We start from the raw sequence: 21,245 nt of genomic DNA, 5'->3' as shown, positions 1-21,245 counted from the left end.
TTTGCGAACAGCCGTGGGGAGAGAGGGCCTGGGCCATGGACCGTGGCAGCGAGCGGGACACACCACCCGGCCGCGGCGCAGGTGACGCCGCGACGGGCCGGATTCCGCTGGCCGTGGTGGTCGTCGACCGTGACGGCCTGGTGTCCCACTGGAGCAGCGGCGCGCGCAGGATGTTCGGGGCGAGCCGTCAGGACGCGGTCGGGCATCTCGCCGCGGACCTGCTGCCGGTCTCCGGCGCACTCCCCGACGACCTCCACGGCGACGCGACGCCGGACGCCTACGGCTCGTACGAGGCGTACGACGGACTCGGCCCCGATCTGGAGGCCTCCCTCGGCGGCCGCACCGGCTACGCGACGGCGGGCCGCGCCCGCCTCTCCCCGCACAAGGACCCTTCGGACGAGGACCCTTCCGGCGAATCCCCTTCCGACAAGGGCCCGTCGTACGAGGACCCTGCGCGGGAGGACGTCCCGCACGCGGATGTCCCGCACGCGGATGTCCCGCACGCGGATGTCCCGCACCGGGACGAGACGCGGATCGACGTGCTGTGGTGGGCGTACCCGCTGGTCGGCCCGGGAACGTCCCGGCTGCTGGTGCTCGCCGCCGACGCCACCCGGCTGCGGGACGAGCGCGGCTACGACGACGAGACCGCCGAACGCATCTCGCCCGGCTTCGCCCGCCACACCGAACTGCCCGACCCCGAGGACCTCGCCCGGCGGCTCCCCGAGATCCTGCCCAACATGGGCCCGGGACTGAGCGGCCGCATCGTCTCCCAGGTCCTCGAACTCGGCTACCCCGTCCTGGAGTTCAGCCAGTACGACCGGGTGCCCGTCACCCCGTACTGGGGTGTGCCGCGGCGCCCCGGGCGCATGCGCACCGAAGCCGTCGTACCGCAGCAGCGCACGGCGGCGGCCGTGATCCCCACCGGCGCCGAACTCGACCTCGAGTACGCCGCCGTGCGCGAGCGCCTTGAGTTCCTCAACGAGGTCAGCTCCGGCATCGGCACCTCGCTCGACCTCGGCGAGACCATCCGCGAGGTCACCAGCGCCGCCGTACCCCGCTTCGCGGACTTCGCCGGCACGCATCTGCGCTCCGCCGTCCTGGCGGGCGAGGGCTTCCCGGACGGCCCGCCGGACGCCAGCACGCTGATGCACCGCGTCTGGGTCGAGCACAACGACGAACCGGGCCGCTGGGACGACACCGTGCCGGTCGGCGAGGCCTTCGCCTTCCCCGAGCACACGCCGTTCTACCAGTGCATGGTCACGGGCGAGCCGGTCCTCATCCCGAGGATCAGCGAGGAGCTGGGCGACCGCATCTCCGGCGAGTTCGAGAAGCGCGACCTCAGACCGCTGATCAACGGCCGCTCCCTGCTGATCGTCCCGCTCAAGGCGCGCAACGTCGTGCTCGGCTTCATGGTGCTGATGCGTCGCCCCGACCGCCCGGCCTTCGACGACATGGACCGCACGACCGGCGCCGAACTCGCCGCCCGCGCAGGTCTCGTGCTCGACAACGCCCGCATGTACACCTACCAGGAGAACGTCGCCGACACCCTTCAGGACAGCATGCTGCCGCAGGTGACCCCGCGGATGGCCGGCTGTGACGTGGCGACCCGTTATCTGCCGGGTACCCGGCTCGGCCGGATCGGCGGCGACTGGTTCGACACCATCAAGCTGCCCGGGTCCCGCACCGCCCTCGTGGTCGGCGACGTCATGGGCCACGGTCTCAACTCGGCTGCCATGATGGGTCAGTTGCGCACGGCCGTGCAGACGATGGCAGCCATGGAGACCCCGCCGGCCCACCTTCTGCGCAACCTGGACGACCTGGCCCGGCGGCTCGGCGAGAACTACCTCGCCACCTGCCTGTACGCGGTCTACGACCCGATCCGCGGCGAACTCCACCTCGCCAACGCCGGACACATCCCGCCCGTTCTGGTGCGGGCCGAGGACGGCCGCAGCGAACTGCTCGACCTGCCCACCGGCGCGCCCATAGGGGTCGGCGGTGTCGCGTTCGAGTCCACCGTCGTGCGGGTCTCGCCCGGCGACCGGCTGGTGCTGTGCACCGACGGCCTGGTCGAGGTGCGCGGCTGCGACATCGGTGAGGGGCTCGCCGCGCTCTGCGAGTCCGCGGCCCACCCGGCGGCCTCGATGGACGCCGCCTGCGACACCATCATCCGTGCCCTGAACACCCACGGCGGCCGCAAGGACGACGTCGCCCTGCTCATGGCCCGGCTCAACGGCATCCCCGAGGACCACGTCGCCGAGTGGCAGCTCGACAGCGATCCGCGCGAGGTGGCACGGGCTCGCCGGCTGGTCCGCGACCGGCTGCTGGAATGGGGTCTGCCGCAGGCCGTGGAGACGGCGCAACTGCTGGTCAGCGAGGTGGTCACCAACGCCGTCCAGTACGGTGGCGGCGACCGGATCGGGCTGCGGCTGGTCCGCACCGAGGCACTGCTGTGCGAGGTCACGGACGACGAGCCGGAGCTTCCCGCCATGCTCGGCCCCGGGCCGTACGACGAGTCGGGCCGCGGCCTGCGCGTGGTCAGCCGTCTGGCTCGTGAGTGGGGCGCCAGCGCCACCGGGCACCGCAAGACCGTCTGGTTCGAGCAGGCTCTCAGCGGAAGGCGATGAACCGGAGCGCGTGGTGTGCCTGCGGATGAACCGGAGCGCGTGGTGTGCCTGCGGATGAACCGGGGGCGCGCGATGCGTCTGCGCGCCCCCCTGAGGGGTGGCCTGTGTCCGTACATCCGGTGAAGGTGACCTCTCACCTCTTGCCCCACGCACGGCTGTCGCGATATTCCGATCACGGAACCGACTGTGGGGAGAGCGCGATGAACGTCTCGGACAACTACCGCAACTCATGGGAGAGTTACTGGCGCGAAACCTCCCACGAGGCGGGCGACGCGATCTGGGACTCCGATCCCGCCCTCACCGCCGAGCCGCACAGCGAGCTGTTCCTGCCGCACGCGGACACCGCACGCACCATCGTCGACCTGGGCTGCGGAAACGGCACCCAGACCCGCTACCTCGCCACCCGGTTCGCCCACGCGGTCGGTGTGGACCTCTCGCACGCCGCCGTCGAGCACGCCCGCCGTGCCGGGCACGGCGACACCGTCGAGTTCCAGCAGCTTGACCTCACCGACACCGCCGCCGTACAGGCCCTGCACGAGCGCCTCGGCGACAGCCACGTGTACATGCGGGCCGTGATCCACCAGAGCGAACCGCGGGCACGCGCCGCGGTGGCCGAAGCGGTCGCCGACATCATCGGCGCCGAGGGACGTGCGTTCGTGGTCGAACTCACCTCCGGCTCGCGCGACGTGCTCAAGCGCGCCGCGGCCGACCCGGACGGCCCGCCGCCCAAGCTGCGCCGGGTCTTCCACCACGGTCTGAAGCCCGCCGACGCCGACGACGAGGAGATTCCCCGGCTGCTCGGCGACGCCGGTCTGAAGGTGCTCGCCGACGGCCCCACCGCCCTGCCCCAGACCGAGTACTTCGCGGACGGCACCCGAATCGACCTGCCGGCCCGCTGGTTCGTGCTCGCCGGGAAGTGAGCGAGCCCGGACCGGCAGTTCGCCGGGCCGCAGAGGGGAACTGAAACCCACTGCGGCCCACGGCGGCCCCTGTCACCACTCGTGTCAGTGCCTTGGCGGAGTCCTTGCTGATGTCAGTGCCTTGGCGGAGTCGCACGCCGGGCAAGGTGCCGGGACGGCGGTCCTCGGCCGCCCTCGGCGGACGCTCGCCGTAACGCGCTGTTCACCCGCCCCACGACCTCGCCGGAAACGAGCCGCTCCCCCCGGATTTTCGCCACACGGCGTCTCCGCCCGGCGATTGGCCGAAACAGCTTGCTGATCGGCGGGCTGTGCTGCGGTGTTGTGAACGGAGTGTTGCGTGGCGGCCGAAAAGTTGGCCGATTTGGTCTGGGCGCGCGTGTCAGTGTGCAATCGAACGCGGCTGATCCGCCGCCCGTGCAACTCGCTGGGCGAGCCTTGGGATCACGGCCGATTCCTGGTCAGAGTCCGTCGCAACGGCGAACTGTCACTGCCCGTGAACCTGTTGACATCCTCCGAGCGCGGTTGCGATTGTCTTGCCCGCCGCGTCGGTCGAACGAGCGGTCACAACGGGGGAGGGGCGGTGGGCGCAGTGGATGCTGCGGGGGGACCGGACGAGGACTGTCCGAGGGGCACGAACGACAGGTCCACTCTTGTGATCGTCGGCGCCAATCCGACCGTGGCCCGGGCGGCGGCGCCCCTGCCCGGCGAGCTGATCCACGTACAGCTGCCCGGTGCACCCGCCCTCGATCCCGGCACCCGGGTCCTCACGGCGGACTTCCTGGACCTGCCCGCCTTCCTGGCCTTCACCGACGAGGTCCTGCGGCCGCTGCGCCCGACCGCCGTCGTCTCCCTCACCGAGTTCGGCCTGGAGCCGGCCGCACTGGCCGCCCGCCGGCTCGGCGTCACCGGCGTCGCCCCGGCCGTCGTGCGCGCCACCCGTGACAAGCTCGAAATGCGCCGGATCCTTGAGCGCGTGGTCCCGCATCTGAATCCGGCCTTCGCGGCGGGCGACGATGCGGAGGCGGTGGCTCGGCTGTTCGCCGCCTACGGGCGGGCGGTGGCCAAACCGGTCGACGGAGTCGGCAGCGCCTCCATCACCCTGGTGGAGGGTCTCGACGCACTCCCGGCGGACCGCCGCAGCGCGGCGACCCTGGTGGAACAGTTCGCCGAGGGCCGGGAGTTCAGCGTCGAGGCCCTTTCGGCTGGAGGCAGGCACACCGTCATCGGCATCGCGGAGAAGGGCACCACGGACGGGTTCGTCGAGGTCAGCCACATGATGCCGCCGCCCTCCCTGGACCGGCGCCGCCAGGAGCTGGTCGCCCGGGCGGTCGGCGAGCTGCTCGACGCGATCGGCCTCACCGACGGCCCCAGCCACACCGAGGTCATGGTCGAAGGCGACAAGATCGTCGTGATCGAGACCCACACCCGGCTCGGCGGCGATGGCATCGCGGACCTGGTGCACCTCACCACCGGAGTCGCATGGCGGCGCGCCGCCCTCGGCTGGGCGATCGGCGAGGGGATCCACCGGAGCCCCGCCACCGCGGCCGCGGCCGCCACCGTCTTCCTCACCGCCCCGCCCGGGACCGTGACCGCGGTTGCGCCGCCGCCCGCTCTCGTCCATGGCCAGGTCCACGCCTGGGAACTCTCCGTCCGGCCGGGAGACGAGGTCCGGCCGCTGCGCTCCTCCTCCGACCGGCTCGGCATGGCCGTTCTGACCGCGGATGACACCGGAGCCTGCGCCGCGGCCGTCGGGGAACTGATCGCTCACCCGGTGGTCACCACCGTGCCCGAGCCGCACCTCTGACGAGAACTCCGCTCGGACCGCTGCTCTGAATCCTTCTTGTCTCTTTCTTCCCAGTTCACCTTTCCTGTCTCTTCTCTGACGACGACACCGTACCGGGGGGCCACATGTCCGCTCAGAACGCGCCGATTTCCTACGATTTCCATGGTGATGTTCCCTTCACCACGCCCTTCAAGGACATCGCCGCCGACGACATCCACATCTACCTCGACCTCGACACCAAGGTCGGCAAGAACACCTGCGGCCAGAAGTGCTCCCACTGCTGGTTCGTCAACTACGAGAAGGTCTACGACAAGTCCTTCGCCATGGAGGAGGGCCCCCGCATCCTGGAGGGCCTTCGGTCGCACGGGTACCACGTCTATCCCCGCTATGTGGACAGCTTCGCCTACGACGGCGAGTTCATGGAGCTCTATGGTCCCGCCAACAACCGCGAGTTCCGGCAGGAGTCCGACCACAAGCCGACCCTGACGATGGAGAAGGGCGACGCCTGGACCAGCGGCCGCCCGCTGCTCGCCGACAACTGGACCGAACTCCTCGACCGGGCCGTCGAGAACGGCTACGGCACCATCTCCATCACCTACCACGGTGTGATCGACGAGGACCTCGGCGTCATCGACCACAAGACGTACCCCATCAAGGGCGTCTTCTCCGGCGCGGACACCGAGGAGGTGCTGCGCCGTATCGCCGAGTACAACAAGGGCGTGGCCGCCGAGGACGCCTTCCGCGTCAACATCGGCGTCACCGTCGGCCGTCACAACCACGGACGCACCTCCCTGGAGCGCTACGCCCACTACTTCAACAAGCTGGGCGTGGCCACCGTCCGGTTCAACAACTTCACCGACCACGGCAACCGCCACCCCGAACTGCGGCTCTCCCGCGAGGAGATCGAGCAGGCGTACCGCGACTTCAAGTGGATCCACGAGACGATTCCGCTCGGTTTCCAGCTCGGCGTCAGCGAGGACTTCGGCACCTTCGGCATCAAGGCCATGGGCTTTCCCGGCCACGTCGGCTGGTGCCGGGCCGGCCGGCAGCTGTTCGCCGCCATTCCCGCGCAGGAGGAGATCCTCTCCGACGGCCCCGAGGGCCGCCGCGAGAAGATCGGCGACATCGTCGGCTGTGTCAACACCTTCGAGCCGCACCTGGGAATCCTGACCCGCACCGTCACCACCGGTGAGGCCGGCGAAAGCACCACGTACGACCTGGAGTTCGATCACGGGGAGATCGAGGCGTTCACCGCCAAGCGGCTCTCCGGCGCGTACAAGGACGGCTGCTTCGCCACCGAGCTGTCCGAGGAACTCGGCCTGATCTCCCGGGTCCCGGAGCGGCGCCGGCTGCCGCTGCTCGCCGATTCCGCGTCCTGACCCGAGAGAAAGACCCCGCGATGCGCCACATCCTCGTCTTCGCCAAGACGCCCCATGCCAAGACCCCGTACGACCAGTGGCTGGCCGGCTCGGGGATCGTCCCGGTCATCGTGACCGCACGCGAGTACGCGGAGGGCTATGCGCATCTCCCGCATGTGCACGCCTTCGACGCGTACGACACCAACCAGCTGGTCGAGAAGACCGCGCTGGGGCTGGCCCGCGAGTTCGCGGTCGAGGCGATCTTCGCCCGCGCCGAGGCCGATGTCGTACGCGCCGCCCAACTGCGGGAGTTGCTCGGTCTGCCGGGCCAGCACACCGCGAGCGCGCTCGCCTTCCGTGACAAGGTGGTCATGAAGGACCACCTCGCCGGCGGCCCCGTGGAGGTGCCCGCCTACCAGCGGCTCGACTCGGCCTACACGGCCCTCGGCTTCATCGCCGAGCACGGCTTTCCGGTCGTGATCAAGCCGGTGTCCGAGTCGGGTTCGCTGGGCGCGGCGATCATTCGCGACGAGGCGGAGCTGGACGCGTATCTGGCCAGCCCGTGGCGGGGGACCAGCGAGATCGAGGTGTTCGTACCCGGGCAGATGTACCACGTGGACGGGCTGGTGGCCGGTGGCGAAGTCGTCTTCGTCCACCCGTTCCGTTACCTCAACGACTGCCTGTCCTTCCGGAACAACGACTGGGTGGCCAACCTCCCGCTCACTCCGCAGGATCCGTTGTACGACCGGCTGGTCAAAGCGGCGCGAGCGGTCCTGGCCGAGCTGCCGACTCCGCCCCAGACCGCCTTCCACGCCGAATTCTGGGTCACGCCCGACGACCGGCTGGTCTTCTGCGAGATCGCCAGCCGCACCGGCGGCGGCATGATCAGCCCGATGGTCCGGCACGCGTTCGGGATCGACCTGGACAAGGAGTGGCTGTACGCCGAGTGCGGCCTGCCCCTGACGTTCGGGACCCCCGGGTACCGGCCCGCCGGGGCCTTGTGCATCCCGCCCCGGAACGGGGTGCTGGAGCAGCTGCCGGCGACCGGGGCCGGAACCGGGCAGCCGGAGTGCGTCCGGGACGCGATGCTGACCGGGGCGGTCGGCCAGGAGTTCCACGGCGGGGTCAAGTCCGGTCTGTTCCTGGCTGGTTATGTGGTGGACGGGGACACCGAGGAGGATGTGGCGGCCAATCTGGAGCGTGTGGCCGACTGGTTCTCCGACAACACCCGGTGGCGGCCAGCCCGATCCTCCGGAGGTGTCGCGTGAGCGCGACGACATCCCACGGCACGACACCCCCCGGCACGACTGACGCCGGGCTGCCCGGTCCGCTCGTCGGGGCCGGCTGGGTGGCCGCTCATCTCGGCGAGGGACTGGTCCTCTTCGACGCCTCCGTCGGCGCCCGCCGGGGCGCGGCCCCCCGCATCCCCGGGGCCCGGCCCTTCGACCTCGACGGAGAGCTGTCCGACCACACCTCCGCGGTCCCGCACACCATGCCCGGTGCCCAGGAGTTCACCGAGGCACTGCGTGCCCTCGGCCTGCACGACACCGACACGGTCGTCGTCTACGACGCACAGGGCATCTACTCCAGCGCCCGGGCCTGGTGGATGCTGCGCGCCATGGGCTTCGACCGGGTCGCCGTCCTCGACGGCGGCCTGCCCGCCTGGATCGCGGCCGGCCACCCGGTCGAGCCCGTGCCCGCCGCCTACGACGGCCCGCGCGGCACCTTCTCCGCCCGGCCCCGGCCCGGCCTGATCGTGGACGCCGATGCCGTCGCCGCCGCCCTCGCCGACCCGAGTGCCGCCGTACTCGACGCACGTACCCGGGAGCGCTACGCCGGCAGCGCGCCCGAGCCGCGTCCGGGCCTGCGCGGCGGCCACATGCCGGGTTCCGTCAGCCTGCCCTTCGGTGAACTTTTGCGAACAGGAGGCGTATTGCGGTCGGCGGAAGAGCTGCGCAAGGCGTTCGAGGCGGTGGCGGGGGACCGGGAGCGGCTGTACTTCAGCTGCGGTTCCGGGGTCACCGCCTGCGTCCTCGCGCTCGGCGCCACCCTGGCCGGCTACCGCGGCCTCGCCGTGTACGACGGCTCGTGGAGCGAGTGGGGCCTGCCCTCCGACCGCCCGGTGGCCACCGGCGAAAGCGGTTCGCCATGAGCGGGGGGCGCCTCCGCGGTGGGCTCACCGCGAAATACCGGACCTTCACCGGCTTGCCGGCCGCGCTCAAGGCCCTGATCGTCCTGTCGTTCGTCGTCGCCCTGGGCAGCTACATGGTCACCCCGTTCATCGGGGTGCTCATGGTCGAGGCCGTCCACCTGGATGTCCGGGTGGCCGGCGTCCTGGTGGCCGTGGCCACCTTCATCCAGTTCGGCGGCAGCATCCTCGGCGGCGCGGTCGTGGACCGGCTCGGGCTCAAGCGGACCATGGTGTTCGCGCTCACCCTGCGCACGGCCGGTCTGGTGCTGTTCGGGCTGGCCGTCAAGGTGCCCTGGGTCGCGTACCCGGCTGTCGTCCTGGTCGCGGGCGGCCCCGCGCTGTACCTCCCGGCGAACAAGGCGTACATCGTCACCAGCGTCTCCGGTGAACTGCGCCCGCTCTTCCTCGGAGTGAGCAGCGCCGCCCTGAACGCGGGCATGGGGCTCGGGCCGCTGCTCGCCGCGCTGCTGGTCGACACCGATCCGATGATGCTGCTCATCGGCCTCGCCGGGCTCTTCGCGCTGATCACGGCGGCTCACCAGATCACCCTGAAACCGGTCGAACGCCTGTCGGCCACGGCGCCGGAGGCGACCGGGGAGGACGAGGGGGCCACCCAGAAGTGGGCGGCGCTGCGGGGCGCGCTGCGCCCGGTCCTGTTCACCGCCCTCGCCTATTACCTCTACTTCTTCTTCCAGAGCTTCATCGGCCTGTACGCCGCCGGGGTGTCCGACATCCAGGCGCTCGGCTGGGTGATGTTGCTCAACTGCGCCATGGTGGTGGTGCTCCAGCCGGCGCTCGCCGACCGGATCGCGCGGGCCGACTACCGCCTGCTGATGGCCGGCTCGTTCGCGGTGATGGCGCTCGGCATGGCGGTCATGGCCCAGGGCAGCACCCCGGCCCTGCTGGCCGGCACCGCCCTGTTCACCATGGGGGAGATCTTCCTCTTCCTGCGCTGCGACCTGGAACTGGTGGACCTGCTGCCGCGCAACGCCGCCTTCGCCTTCGGCGTCCAGCGGCTCACGGGCGGTGTCGGCGGACTTCTCGCGGGCGTCGTCGGCGGATTCGTCTTCGCCCACTACAAGTCCGCCGGCGACCTCGGCGCGTTCTGGCTGGTGGTGGGCGCGCAGTGCGCGGGCGCGGCGCTGCTGGCCCTGGCGCTGGGCGGCCGCAGGCAGCCCGCGGCTCCCGAATCGGTGCTGTCGGAAACGGCGGTGGGCCGGTGAACGAGCCCACCACCTCGCGGGAGACGCGGTACGTGCACGCCGGCTCGGACCCGCACCGGCAGGGCGGCTACGTCAACCCGCCCGTGCACCGCGCCTCCACGGTCCTTTACCGGGACACGGCCGAGATGGAAGCCTCCCAGGCCGACCCGCTCAAGCGGGGCGCCCCGGTCTACGGCCGCTTCGGCACGCCGACCAGCCGCGCCTTCGAAGAGGCGCTGGCCGAACTGGAGGGCGGCCACGCGGCGGTGGCGACCTGCTCCGGGCTCTCGGCGATCACGACGACGATCCTCGCCTACGTGAGAGCCGGCGATCACATCCTCGTCAGCGATTCCGTCTACCTGCCGACCCGGAAGTTCTGCGACTCGCTCGCCGCGCTGGGAGTGGAGACCGAGTACTACCGCCCCGACGCGGACGCCGCCGCGATCGGGGAACTGATCCGCCCCCGGACCCGGTTGCTCTATCTCGAATCCCCGGGCTCCACCACCTTCGAGGTGCAGGACATCCCGGCGATCACCGCCGTCTGCCGGGCCGGTGGGGTGGCCACCATCGCGGACAACACCTGGGCGACGCCCGCGTTCTGCCGGCCGCTGGCGCTGGGGGCGGGCGTGGACGCGGTGGTGCACTCCGCGACCAAGTACCTGACGGGGCACGCGGACAGCATCCTCGGCGCGGTCGTCTGCACGGAGGAGAGCTATCCGCTCGTCCGGGGCGCGGCCATCCGGCTCGGCCAGTGCGCGAGCGCCGACGACGTCTACATGGGCCTGCGCGGGCTCCGCACCCTGAGCGTGCGACTGGCCCGCCACCAGGAACAAGGGCTGGAACTGGCCGGCTGGATCGCCGGGCAGGAGGGCGTGGCGGCCGTCCTGCACCCGGGGCTGCCCAGGGACCCCGGCCACGACCTGTGGCGCCGCGACTTCACCGGCGCGGCCGGTCTGTTCGGAGTGGAACTGGACCCGGGCCTCGGCACACCGGACGTCGACGCGATGCTCGACCGGCTACGGCTGTTCGGCCTCGGCCACAGCTACGGCGGCTACGAGAGCCTGGTCGTCCCCGCCGACCCGGTCTCCCACCGCTTGCCGGGCAGCTGGGCGGGCCGGGGGCCACTGATCCGGATACACGTCGGCTTCGAGGGCCTGGAGGACCTGAAACAGGACCTGACAGCGGGCTTCGCGGCCCTGCTGGCCGGGGGCCGATGACGCCGTGGGCAGCGTGACGTACCCGATGCGGGCCCGGAAGCCGCCGACGGCCGGCACGGCGGGGCACCGTGGCGACGGCGGTCATGACGGCCGCTGTCGCCACGGATGTCCTGGCCGAATCAGTCCTGTCCGGCAGTGGCGACCCGGCCGGCGTAGCGCTGCGTCCAGGCGGTGTCGGTGTTGACGGTGACGACCACGTCGTAGTAACCCTCCTGGGTCGGCCACATGACGACCTTCGTCGTGCCGTGGGCCACCGTGACCTTCTGCGTGTGGCCGAGGTGGTCATGAGCGGTGAGCGTGTACTCCACCGGCTTGGTGCCGTCGTTGTGCAGCGTGAGCTTCACCCGGGCAGCGCGCCGGGTGCCCTCGCCCTTCAGCAGGCCGACCTCCACGCGCGGACGGCCGCCGTTCCTCGTTCCGGCGGGCGCGACCCGGCCGGCGAAGGATCGCACGAAGCCGTCGTTCGAGTGGATCGAGGAAGCCGAGCGGGTAGTCGCCTGCGTACTCGCGCGCCGTGCCCGGCTCGGGCCACGGCGGCAGCACGTGGTCGAACTTCCCGTCGTTCTCGTCGTAGTTGAGGATGAAGAGGGTGTGGTTCCAGATGTCGGGGTTGCTCTGCAGGATGTCGAGCACCCTCTTGACGTAGCGCTCGCCGTGCAGGGTGTCCGCGCCCGGGTGCTCGGACCAGCCGTACGGCGCCACGATCCAGGAGACGGCCGGCAGCGGGTGTTCCGCTCCCGGCCTGCAGGCGTCACGGAGGCTCTTGAGGACCGCGTCGAGGTTCTCGTCGGAGTCGTCGTTCGGCGAGGTGATGCCGGAGTAGTACGCGTCGTTGCCGCGCCAGATCAGCCCGGTGCCGGGCTGCAGCTTCGGGTCGTCGGCGCTCAGCCCCTCCGGGTCGAACCCCTTGAAGTACTTCAGTTCGTTGTCGCCGTAGTCGCCGATCCAGGTGCTGATGTAACCCTGCCGCCCGTCGCCGCTGTTGTCGGAGTAGAGCCGCCAGTCGATGCCGGCCTGCTGGAGCTGCTCGGCCACCTTTCTCCAGACTTCGACGTGTCTCATGAGACACGCGGTCTGTGCGACAACCCTGATCTTCGACCCCGGGGGCGCCAACACGGAGCTCACCAGATCGGGTGGTGCTCTCCAGTACCGTGCGCACGAGGCGTGATCACGAGATTGACTGAACAGACATCAAGTCATCTACGGCGTAAGAAAGCAGGTCATGCCCAAGCTCCGAACCATCGCTAGCCACGGGCTGAAACAGGCCTCGGCGCAGATAGCGAATCTGGTCGCGGGGTTCGTCGAGGGCGGCGTTGCTACTTGGCAGGTTGCCCAATGAGCGCACGCCGCGCTCTGGTACTGGGCGGCGGGCTGTCGGGGATGCTCGCAGCGTACGTAATGACTGAGTGTTACAGCGAGGTACTGGTCGTCGAGCGCGACGCGTTGACCGATGGGTCGGCCGATCGTAAAGGCGTCCCTCAAGGTCGGCACGCACACATGCTGCACGCTGGCGGTAGCCGGGTGCTCGATGGTCTTCTTCCTGGGATTCTCAATGATCTGGTCGAGGCAGGCGCTCACCGGATCGGGCTGCCCGATAGCTTGGTCTGTCATACCAGCACTGGGTGGATGGAACGGCTCCCGCATCACCTGTTCATCCTCTCGGCGTCACGGCCGCTGCTGGACTGGACGGTCCGGTCGCGGGTGATGGCCACAGGCAGAGTGGACGTGCTCACCAGCCATGAGGCTGTCGGTTTCGTGGGCGATCGGACCTGCGTCCACGGCGCTCGGGTCCTGGACCGAGCAAGCGGCCGGGACTTGGTCCTGGAGGCCGACGCCGTGGTCGATGCCACTGGCAGGAGTTCGAAGGCCGGGGCATTTCTGGCCGAAATGGGGTTCGGCCCGATCCGGACCCAGACCATTGACCCAGGCATGGCATACAGCACCCGCCTGTACCAGGCCCCCGATGGAGCCGAAGGGTTTCCGATGGTCACCATCCAGGCACAGCCCCGCAACGGGCGCCCGGGCATGGGCGGCCTGGCGCTGCCGGTGGAAGGCGGGCGATGGATGGTCACCCTGGGCGGCACACGCGGTGCCGAGCCCCCCACCGATGAGGAAGGGTTCACCGCGTATGCCCGGGCACTGCCCGATCCGGCGCTCAGCCGCCTCATGGCGGCAGGTACTCCGCTGACGGCGCCGCGCGGATTCCGCGCCATGGCCAATGTGCGCCACCGCTTCGAGAGGGCCCGGCACTGGCCGGCCGGATTCGTGGCGGTGGGCGACGCGGTCGCCCGGTTCAATCCCGTCTATGGACACGGCATGTCCGCGGCGATCCGCTCGGCGGCCACCTTGGGCACCTGCCTGGACCGCTACGGTCTCGATGGGGGTGGCGCGCAGAGAGCCCAGCGGGCGATCAGTCGTGGATTCCACCAGCCGTGGCTGGTGGCGGCGGCGCAGGACGTTCTCTACCCGGGCGTGGCCGGCGCCCGGCAACCTTACGCAGCAGCGGCGTGGATATGGCTTTTGGAGCGGCTGACGCGGGTGGCGAGCAGCGACCCCGTCGTACTGCACGCGCTGCTGGACGTGTATTCGCTCTCTCGTTCGCCGACTGCCCTGCTCGCCCCGAAGGTGGTGCTGGCTGCGGCCCGAGGTCCGCTCCGTCCTCCCCTGGGAGACCCGCCGTTCTCCCCGGCAGAGCTGCGTGTCCTGGGTGACCAGCCGGGCGACATCGGCGCGAGGTTATGACCGCACGCCAGCCGTCTCGATCGTCTTTGGATCCAACGCACACGCCTCCCAAGGAGTGCCCCAGAGACGTCGCGGTCCCGATGGTTCGATGACACCTGGAGGACGGATCCGAGCCCCGGGGGGCGGCGGCGCCCGATGAAGGGGCCGACGCAGTCGGCCCCGGGGCCCCAGTACTCCGGTCCCGGTTCGTGGTGAAGAAGCCGCACCGCCGGAGGCGGCCTACCACATCAAAGCCCGATTAATGAACGGTAGTTGACGGCATGTCCCTGCGATGCGCTCCGTTATGCTCGGCCCGGTTCGGGCAATGAACACACGAGGACCGGCGGGCGCCCGGCCCGCCGGGAAGGAAGAGTTGAGAGAGCGCGTGACACCAGGAGATGGCGATCACCAGGCGGCGGCGCGTTCGGAACACGGCCCAGGACGGCTGATCGCGGATCGGTATCTGCTCCACGACGTCCTCGGCCGGGGCGGCATGGGCACGGTCTGGCGTGCCCACGACCAGCTGCTGGACCGGCCGGTGGCCGCCAAGGAACTGCACATCCTCACCCATGGCGACGAGGGGCACCGCACACGGCTGCGCCGGGCGACCCGAGAGGCGCGCGCGGTCGCCCGGGTGCCGCACCGGCACGTGGTGGGCGTCCACGACCTGGTCGAGTCCGAGGACCGGCTGTGGATCGTCATGGAACTCGTCGAGGGGCCCTCACTGGCGCATCGGATCACCGAGAGCGGGCCGCTCACACCGCAGCACACCGCCGCACTGGGCCTGCAACTGCTCGACGCGCTGGAAGCCGTGCACGCGGCCGGCGCTCTGCATCGTGACGTCAAACCCGCCAACGTCCTGCTGCGCCGCGACGACGACGCCGTTCTCACCGACTTCGGCATCGCGGCCCTGGACGACGGCGACGGCCTCACCGTCACCGGCGAACTGGTCGGCTCCCTGGAGTTCATGGCGCCGGAGCGGGTGACGGCATCGGAGGCCGGACCGGCCTCCGACCTTTGGTCACTGGGCGCTACCCTCGCCACGGTCTGCGGCGGTGAATCCCCGTTCCGCAGACCGGCAGGACCGGCGACGCTGCACGCGGTGGCGTACGAGGAGCCCGTCCTGGCAGAGCGGCTCGGCCCGTTGCGCCCGGTCGTCGAGGCACTGCTGCGCAAGTCTCCGGGCGAGCGCCCTTCGACGGACCGTGTGCGTTCCGCGCTGCGGAGCGTCGCGGCGGGCGAGCCGGACGCCGGGCCGCTGCCGTCGGCGACCGTGCGCACGCCGCTGCCTTCGACCCGGTTGACCGACGCCGACGCCGACGCCGACGCCGACGCCGACGCAGGCGCAGGCGCAGGCGCTAACGCTAACGCTAACGCCAACGCAGGCGCAGGCGCCGACACCGTGACCAGTGGCCAGGCGCGGCTCGTCCCGGCCGGGGAGACCGTGCCGGCGGCCGGGCACACCTCCGTGCTCCCGCCCGCACAGCACCGGTCGAGCCGCCCGCCGGGTCCGAAGCGGCTGTGGTGGGTACTGGCCGGTGCGGCGGCGCTGGCGGCGGGTGTCGGAGGCGGTCTGTTCCTCACCGGGACACTGCCGTTCAAGGAGGACCCGAAGACGACGGCCACCCGCCAAGTCGTCCGGTCGGCGGCCGGCTGGCAGCCGGTGACCGGCGTGTCCGTCCGGCGAGGAGACCTGGTCACCGTGCGGTTCGTCTCCGGAAAGTGGACGGCCGACCACCGGAAGATGCCCATGACGGGGCCGGCCGGCTACGACGCGGACACCGACAGGCGGCTGGACGGCGCGAAGGGCTGCAAGATCAAGCGCGAGGCGCCGTTCGGGACGTTACTGGCGGTCCTCGCCGGCGAAAAGGACTTCCCCGTCCACGTCGTCGGACGGAAACTGACCTTCCGGGCCGCCGGGGGCGGCACCCTGAAGCTGGGCATGAACGACATCGCCGGGGTCTGCTCCCAGGACAACAGGGGCGCGCTGACCGTACAGGTGAGCTTCACGCGCCAACCCTGACGGACGGCTGCCGACCACGCGCCGCACCACCGCTCGGGCGGCGGCATCCGCATCGACGGCATCGGTCCTGCCGCGCCTGCGGCGCGTGGCCCGGTCGGGCTCCCCGCCTCATAGGAAGTTCCCCCGCCTGCGCGTAACGTGAAGCACCATGAAGATCCTCATCAGTGCGGACATGGAGGGCGCCACCGGCGTCACCTGGCCGGCCGACGTGCTGCCGGGGACGCCCCAGTGGGAGCGCTGCCGCTCGATGTTCACCTCGGACGTCAACGCCGCAGCGGAGGGCTTCTTCGACGGCGGCGCCGACCAGGTGCTCGTCAACGAGGCCCACTGGACCATGCGCAACCTGCTCCTGGAGCGGCTCGACGAGCGGGTCGAGATGCTCACCGGCCGGCACAAGGCGCTGTCCATGGTGGAGGGCGTCCAGCACGGTGACGTGGACGGCATCGCCTTCGTCGGCTACCACGCGGGTGCCGGCATGGAGGGCGTCCTGGCGCACACCTACCTCGCGAACCAGATCACCGGTGTGTGGGTCAACGACGTCCGCGCCAGCGAGGGGCTGCTCAACGCGCATGTCGTCGCCGAGTACGGCGTCCCCGTCGTACTCGTCACCGGCGACGACGTGGCCTGCGAGGACGCCCTCGGGTACGCTCCCGGGGCGCTGAAGGTCGCGGTCAAGGACCATGTGTCGCGGTACGCCGCGGTGTGCCGCACCCCGGCCCGGACCGCCGCCGACATCCGCGCCGCGGCCAAGGAGGCCGCACAGCTGGCGGTGCGTCACGAACCCGTGCGCGGCGGCCCGTTCACCGTCGCCGTCGAGGTCGACGCCGAGCACCTGGCGATGGCCGCGACCGTCGTGCCCGGCGTGGCGCGGATCGGCGAGCGGAAGGTGGCGTACACCAGCGACACCATGTACGACGGGATCCGTACCTTCAAGGCGGTCACCACGATCGTCTCGGCCGCCGTGGAGGAGCAGTATGGCTGACCAGCAGGCCCTGGACGAGGTGGTCGAGTTCACCTCCGGCCTGATCCGGATCGACACCACCAACCGCGGCGGCGGGGACTGCCGGGAGCGGCCGGCCGCCGAGTACGCGGCCGAACGGCTGGCCGGGGCGGGACTTGAGCCGCTGCTGCTGGAGCGGACGCCCGGGCGGACCAACGTCGTCGCCCGGATCGAGGGCACCGACCCCTCGGCCCAGGCGCTGCTCGTGCACGGCCATCTCGACGTGGTGCCGGCCGAGGCCGCCGACTGGAGCGTGCACCCGTTCTCGGGCGAGATCCGCGACGGCGTGGTGTGGGGGCGCGGCGCCGTCGACATGAAGAACATGGACGCGATGATCCTGGCGGTCGTGCGGTCCTGGGCCCGGCAGGGCGTCCGGCCCCGACGCGACCTCGTCATCGCGTTCACCGCCGACGAGGAGGCCAGCGCCGAGGACGGCTCCGGGTATCTCGCCGACCGGCATCCGCAGCTGTTCGAGGGGTGTACGGAAGGCATCGGCGAGTCCGGTGCGTTCACCTTCCACGACGGCGCCGGACGCCAGATCTACCCGATCGCCGCGGGGGAGCGGGGCACCGGCTGGGTGAAGCTCACCGCCCGCGGCCGGGCCGGGCACGGCTCCAAGGTCAACAAGGAGAACGCGGTGACCCGGCTCGCCGCCGCCGTCACCCGCATCGGCGCGTACGAGTGGCCGCTCAGACTCACCCCGACCGTACGGGCCGCCCTCGGCGGGCTCGCCGCCGTCTACGGCGTCGACGCGGACTTCGGGCAGCCGGACCGGCTGCTGGAGAAGCTCGGCCCCGCCGCACAGCTGGTCGAGTCGACCCTGCGCAACAGCGCCAACCCGACCATGCTGGACGCCGGTTACAAGGTCAACGTCGTCCCGGGCGAAGCGGTCGCCTTCGTGGACGGACGCTATCTGGCGGGCGGCGAGGAGGAGTTCCGCGCCACCCTCGACCGGCTCACCGGCCCGGACGTGGACTGGGAGTTCCACCACCGGGAGGTCGCCCTGGAGGCGCCGGTGGACTCGCCGGCCTTCGCCGGAATGCGGGCGGCCGTCGAAGAGTTCGCTCCGGAGGGACATGTGGTGCCGTACTGTATGTCGGGCGGCACCGATGCCAAGCAGTTCTCGCGGCTCGGCATCACCGGCTACGGATTCGCGCCGCTGAAGCTCCCCGAGGGTTTCGACTACCAGGCGCTGTTCCACGGTGTCGACGAGCGCGTACCCGTCGAGGCGCTGCACTTCGGCGTCCGGGTCCTCGACCGCTTTCTGCGGACGGCCTAGGGGAAAGGGGGACGCGGTGCTCAGAGCGGCGTACGGCTCTTGGCCCTCGCCCATCGACGCGGCGCTGGCCGCCGCGCACGACGGGCTGCCGGAGTGGGTGGGATTCGTCGGGGACGAGATCTGGTGGACCGAGCCCCGGCCCGCCGAGGGCGGGCGCAGGGCGCTGGTGCGACGCAGGGCCGACGGCGTCGAGGAGACGGTGCTGCCCGCACCGTGGAACGTGCGCAGCCGGGTCATCGAGTACGGCGGCCGGCCCTGGACCGGGGTGGAGCGGGACGGCCGGCCCCTCATCGTCTTCACGCACTTCGCCGACCAGCGGCTGTACCGGTACGAGCCCGGCGGTGAGCCGCGCCCGCTGACCCCCGTCTCCCCGGTGGGCGGCGGACTGCGCTGGGCGGAACCGCAGGTGGACCTCGCCCGCGGTGAAGTGTGGTGCGTCCTGGAGGAGTTCACCGGCGAGGGCCCCGACGACATCCGGCGCGTCCTGGCCGCCGTACCGCTGGACGGTTCGGCCGCCGACGACCGGGCCGCGGTGCGCGAACTCACCGACGGCCGGCACCGGTTCGTCACCGGGCCCCGGCTCTCGCCCGACGGCCGCCGGGCCGCCTGGCTCGCCTGGGACCATCCGCGGATGCCGTGGGACGGCACGGAACTGCTCGTCGCCGGGATCGGTGACGACGGAGGCCTGCACACGGTCCGCACGGCGGCGGGCGGACCCGAGGAGGCCGTCGCGCAGGCGGAGTGGTCCGCGGACGGCCGGCTGCTGTATGCGAGCGACCGCAGCGGCTGGTGGAACCTCTACCGGGACGGCAGCCCGCTGTGCACGCGCGAGGAGGAGTTCGCCGGACCGCTGTGGAAGCTGGGACTGCGCTGGTTCGCGCCGCTGGCGGGCGGATTGATCGCGGTCGTGCACGGCCGGGGCTCGACCGTGCTCGGGATACTGGACCCGGAGTCCGGCGAGGTCGTCGACGCGGCCGGACCGTGGACCGAGTTCGCGCCCAGCCTCGCGGCACACGGTTCCCGGATCGTCGCGATCGGCGCCAGCCCGCGCAGCGCGTACGAAGTGGTCGAGCTGGACACCAGCAGCGGCCGCGCCCGGGCGATCGGTGCCCGGCACCGGGACCCGGTCGACCCCGCGTACTACCCCGAGCCGCAGATCCGCACCTTCACCGGCCCCGCCGGACGCGAGGTCCACGCCCACGTCTACCCGCCGCACCACCCCGACCACGCCGCCCCCGACGGCGAGCTGCCGCCCTACGTCATCTGGGCGCACGGCGGGCCCACCAGCCGGGTGCCGCTCGTGCTGGACCTGGCGATCGCCTACTTCACCTCGCGCGGCATCGGGGTCGCCGAGGTCGACTACGGCGGCTCCACCGGGTACGGCCGCGCCTACCGCGAGCGGCTGCGCGAACAGTGGGGCGTGGTCGACGTGGAGGACTGCGCGGCCGTAGCCCTGGCCCTCGCCGAGGAGGGCACCGCCGACCGGGGCCGGCTCGCGATCCGCGGCGGCAGCGCGGGCGGCTGGACCACCGCAGCCTCCCTGACCACCACCGACGTCTACGCCTGCGGCACGATCAGCTACCCCGTCCTCGATCTGGTCACCTGGGGCCCGGGGGACACCCACGACTTCGAGTCGCGCTACCTGGAGTCGCTGATCGGCCCGCTCGCCGAGGTGCCGGTCCGGTACGCCGAGCGCTCGCCCATCGCCCACGCGGACCGGCTCGGCGCGCCCTTCCTGCTGCTCCAGGGCCTGGACGACGTGATCTGCCCGCCCGCCCAGTGCACCCGCTTCCTCGCCCGCGTCCGGGACCGGGGCGTGCCGCACGCCCACCTCACCTTCGAGGGGGAGGGGCACGGGTTCCGGCGGGCCGAGACCATGGTCCGCGCCCTGGAGGCGGAGCTGTCCCTGTACGCTCAGGTGTTCGGGCTGAATCCGACGCCCGCCGTCCCGAAGCTGGAACTGGACACGTGAACGAACTGGTGCGGCCTGCCCGGCTGGCCCCCGGCGCCCGGGTGGCCGTCGTCGCCCCCAGCGGGCCGGTACCCGAGGAACGGCTCCAGGCGGGGCTCGACATACTGCGCGGCTGGGACCTCGACCCGGTGGCCGCGCCCCATGTGCTGGACCGGCACGCGACCTTCCCCTACCTGGCGGGCACGGACGCCGACCGCGCCGCCGACCTCCAGAACGCCTGGTGCGACCCGGCGGTGGACGCGGTGGTGTGCGCCCGCGGTGGCTACGGCGTGCAGCGGATGGTCGACCTGCTCGACTGGGAGGCGATGCGCGCGGCCGGGCCGAAGGTCTTCGTCGGCTTCAGCGACACCACCGTCCTGCACGAGGCCTTCGCCGCCCGCCTGGGGCTCGCCACCCTGTACGGGCCGATGGCGGCCGGCATCGACCTCATCAAGAGCGAACGGGCCCAGGAGCACCTGAGGGCCACCCTCTTCGCCCCGGAGAGCGTCCGCACCATCGCCTCCGGTGGCACCGCCCTCGTGCCCGGCCGCGCACGCGGTGTCACCCTCGGCGGCTGTCTGAGCCTGCTCTCCGCCGAACGCGGCACCCCGTACGCCCGTGCCTCGGCGCGCGGCGGACTGCTCTGCCTGGAGGACGTCGGCGAGGAGACGTACCGGCTGGACCGCTGTCTCACCCAGCTCCTGCGCGCGGGATGGCTGGAGGGGGTGCGCGGGGTGCTGCTCGGCTCCTGGGATAGGTGCGGTCCTTATGAGCGCCTGAGGCCCATGTTCGCCGACCGCCTCGGTGTGCTCGGCGTTCCGGTCGTCGAGGAATTCGGATTCGGTCACTGCGAGGGCGCGTTGACCCTTCCCTTCGGTGTCGCGGCCGAACTCGACGCGGACGCGGGCACGTTGACGCTGGACGAGCCCGCTCTGCGCTGACCGTTCCCGCTGAATCTCCGTCAAGAAACCGCGCA

At 71.4% G+C, this 21,245-nt stretch carries 16 protein-coding genes; 14 read left to right on the top strand and 2 right to left on the bottom strand.

Features of this window, described 5'->3' with window-relative positions:
• The first annotated feature begins 35 nt into the window (after positions 1-35).
• The 8 genes from ACZ7P3_RS06730 to metC all read left to right on the top strand — a co-directional run bounded on the left by ACZ7P3_RS06730 (position 36) and on the right by metC (position 11,295).
• A complete protein-coding gene (locus ACZ7P3_RS06730) occupies positions 36-2,624 on the top strand; it encodes a SpoIIE family protein phosphatase (RefSeq protein WP_472079412.1) in 2,589 nt (862 codons plus the stop codon).
• A 200-nt stretch (positions 2,625-2,824) separates the two neighbouring features.
• Entirely contained in the window at positions 2,825-3,544 is a 720-nt protein-coding gene (locus ACZ7P3_RS06725; protein ID WP_472079411.1) for a class I SAM-dependent methyltransferase, read from the top strand.
• Positions 3,545-4,196: 652 nt separating this feature from the next.
• A complete protein-coding gene (locus ACZ7P3_RS06720) occupies positions 4,197-5,348 on the top strand; it encodes an ATP-grasp domain-containing protein (protein ID WP_472079410.1) in 1,152 nt (383 codons plus the stop codon).
• 104 nt (positions 5,349-5,452) lie between these two features.
• A complete protein-coding gene (locus ACZ7P3_RS06715; protein WP_472079409.1) occupies positions 5,453-6,706 on the top strand; it encodes a radical SAM protein in 1,254 nt (417 codons plus the stop codon).
• A 20-nt stretch (positions 6,707-6,726) separates the two neighbouring features.
• Positions 6,727-7,953: an ATP-grasp domain-containing protein gene (locus ACZ7P3_RS06710; RefSeq protein ID WP_472079408.1), complete on the top strand. Its 1,227-nt coding sequence runs from the start codon at positions 6,727-6,729 to the stop codon at positions 7,951-7,953.
• Positions 7,950-8,837 (top strand): sulfurtransferase, encoded by an 888-nt coding sequence (locus tag ACZ7P3_RS06705; protein WP_472079407.1) that lies wholly within the window; start codon positions 7,950-7,952, stop codon positions 8,835-8,837. The genes ACZ7P3_RS06710 and ACZ7P3_RS06705 overlap by 4 nt, the downstream gene beginning before the upstream one ends.
• On the top strand, positions 8,834-10,099 hold the full coding sequence (locus tag ACZ7P3_RS06700; protein ID WP_472079406.1) for an MFS transporter: 1,266 nt from the start codon (positions 8,834-8,836) through the stop codon (positions 10,097-10,099). Before ACZ7P3_RS06705 ends, ACZ7P3_RS06700 begins: the two co-directional genes overlap by 4 nt.
• Positions 10,096-11,295, top strand: a complete 1,200-nt coding sequence (gene metC / locus ACZ7P3_RS06695) for a cystathionine beta-lyase (RefSeq protein WP_472079405.1) — start codon at positions 10,096-10,098, stop codon at positions 11,293-11,295. The genes ACZ7P3_RS06700 and metC overlap by 4 nt, the downstream gene beginning before the upstream one ends.
• Before the next feature lie 119 nt (positions 11,296-11,414).
• Here the strand turns inward: metC and ACZ7P3_RS06690 are convergent, their stop codons facing one another.
• Together ACZ7P3_RS06690 and ACZ7P3_RS06685 are read right to left on the bottom strand one after the other, a co-directional pair.
• Positions 11,415-11,639 carry a phospholipase domain-containing protein gene (locus ACZ7P3_RS06690; protein ID WP_472079404.1) on the bottom strand — a complete coding sequence of 75 codons (225 nt, stop codon included), beginning with the start codon at positions 11,637-11,639 and terminating at the stop codon, positions 11,415-11,417.
• On the bottom strand, positions 11,578-12,357 hold the full coding sequence (locus ACZ7P3_RS06685; protein WP_472079403.1) for an alkaline phosphatase family protein: 780 nt from the start codon (positions 12,355-12,357) through the stop codon (positions 11,578-11,580). The genes ACZ7P3_RS06690 and ACZ7P3_RS06685 overlap by 62 nt, the downstream gene beginning before the upstream one ends.
• Before the next feature lie 273 nt (positions 12,358-12,630).
• Between ACZ7P3_RS06685 and ACZ7P3_RS06680 the strand changes: the two genes are divergently transcribed.
• From ACZ7P3_RS06680 to ACZ7P3_RS06655, 6 genes are all read left to right on the top strand, one after another.
• Positions 12,631-14,037 carry an FAD-dependent oxidoreductase gene (locus tag ACZ7P3_RS06680; protein ID WP_472079402.1) on the top strand — a complete coding sequence of 469 codons (1,407 nt, stop codon included), beginning with the start codon at positions 12,631-12,633 and terminating at the stop codon, positions 14,035-14,037.
• 364 nt (positions 14,038-14,401) lie between these two features.
• A complete protein-coding gene (locus ACZ7P3_RS06675; RefSeq protein ID WP_472079401.1) occupies positions 14,402-16,039 on the top strand; it encodes a serine/threonine-protein kinase in 1,638 nt (545 codons plus the stop codon).
• Positions 16,040-16,187: 148 nt separating this feature from the next.
• Positions 16,188-17,021 (top strand): M55 family metallopeptidase, encoded by an 834-nt coding sequence (locus tag ACZ7P3_RS06670; protein ID WP_472079400.1) that lies wholly within the window; start codon positions 16,188-16,190, stop codon positions 17,019-17,021.
• Positions 17,014-18,318, top strand: a complete 1,305-nt coding sequence (locus ACZ7P3_RS06665; RefSeq protein ID WP_472079399.1) for a M20/M25/M40 family metallo-hydrolase — start codon at positions 17,014-17,016, stop codon at positions 18,316-18,318. Before ACZ7P3_RS06670 ends, ACZ7P3_RS06665 begins: the two co-directional genes overlap by 8 nt.
• Positions 18,319-18,334: 16 nt before the next feature.
• On the top strand, positions 18,335-20,290 hold the full coding sequence (locus ACZ7P3_RS06660; RefSeq protein WP_472079398.1) for a S9 family peptidase: 1,956 nt from the start codon (positions 18,335-18,337) through the stop codon (positions 20,288-20,290).
• Positions 20,287-21,210 (top strand): S66 peptidase family protein, encoded by a 924-nt coding sequence (locus ACZ7P3_RS06655; RefSeq protein ID WP_472079397.1) that lies wholly within the window; start codon positions 20,287-20,289, stop codon positions 21,208-21,210. Before ACZ7P3_RS06660 ends, ACZ7P3_RS06655 begins: the two co-directional genes overlap by 4 nt.
• Positions 21,211-21,245 lie beyond the last annotated feature (35 nt).

The sequence above is a fragment of the Streptomyces sp. NPDC107581 genome (genome assembly GCF_055657175.1).
Note: the sequence above shows the minus strand (reverse complement) of the source record. Positions and strands in the feature narration are given on the sequence as shown.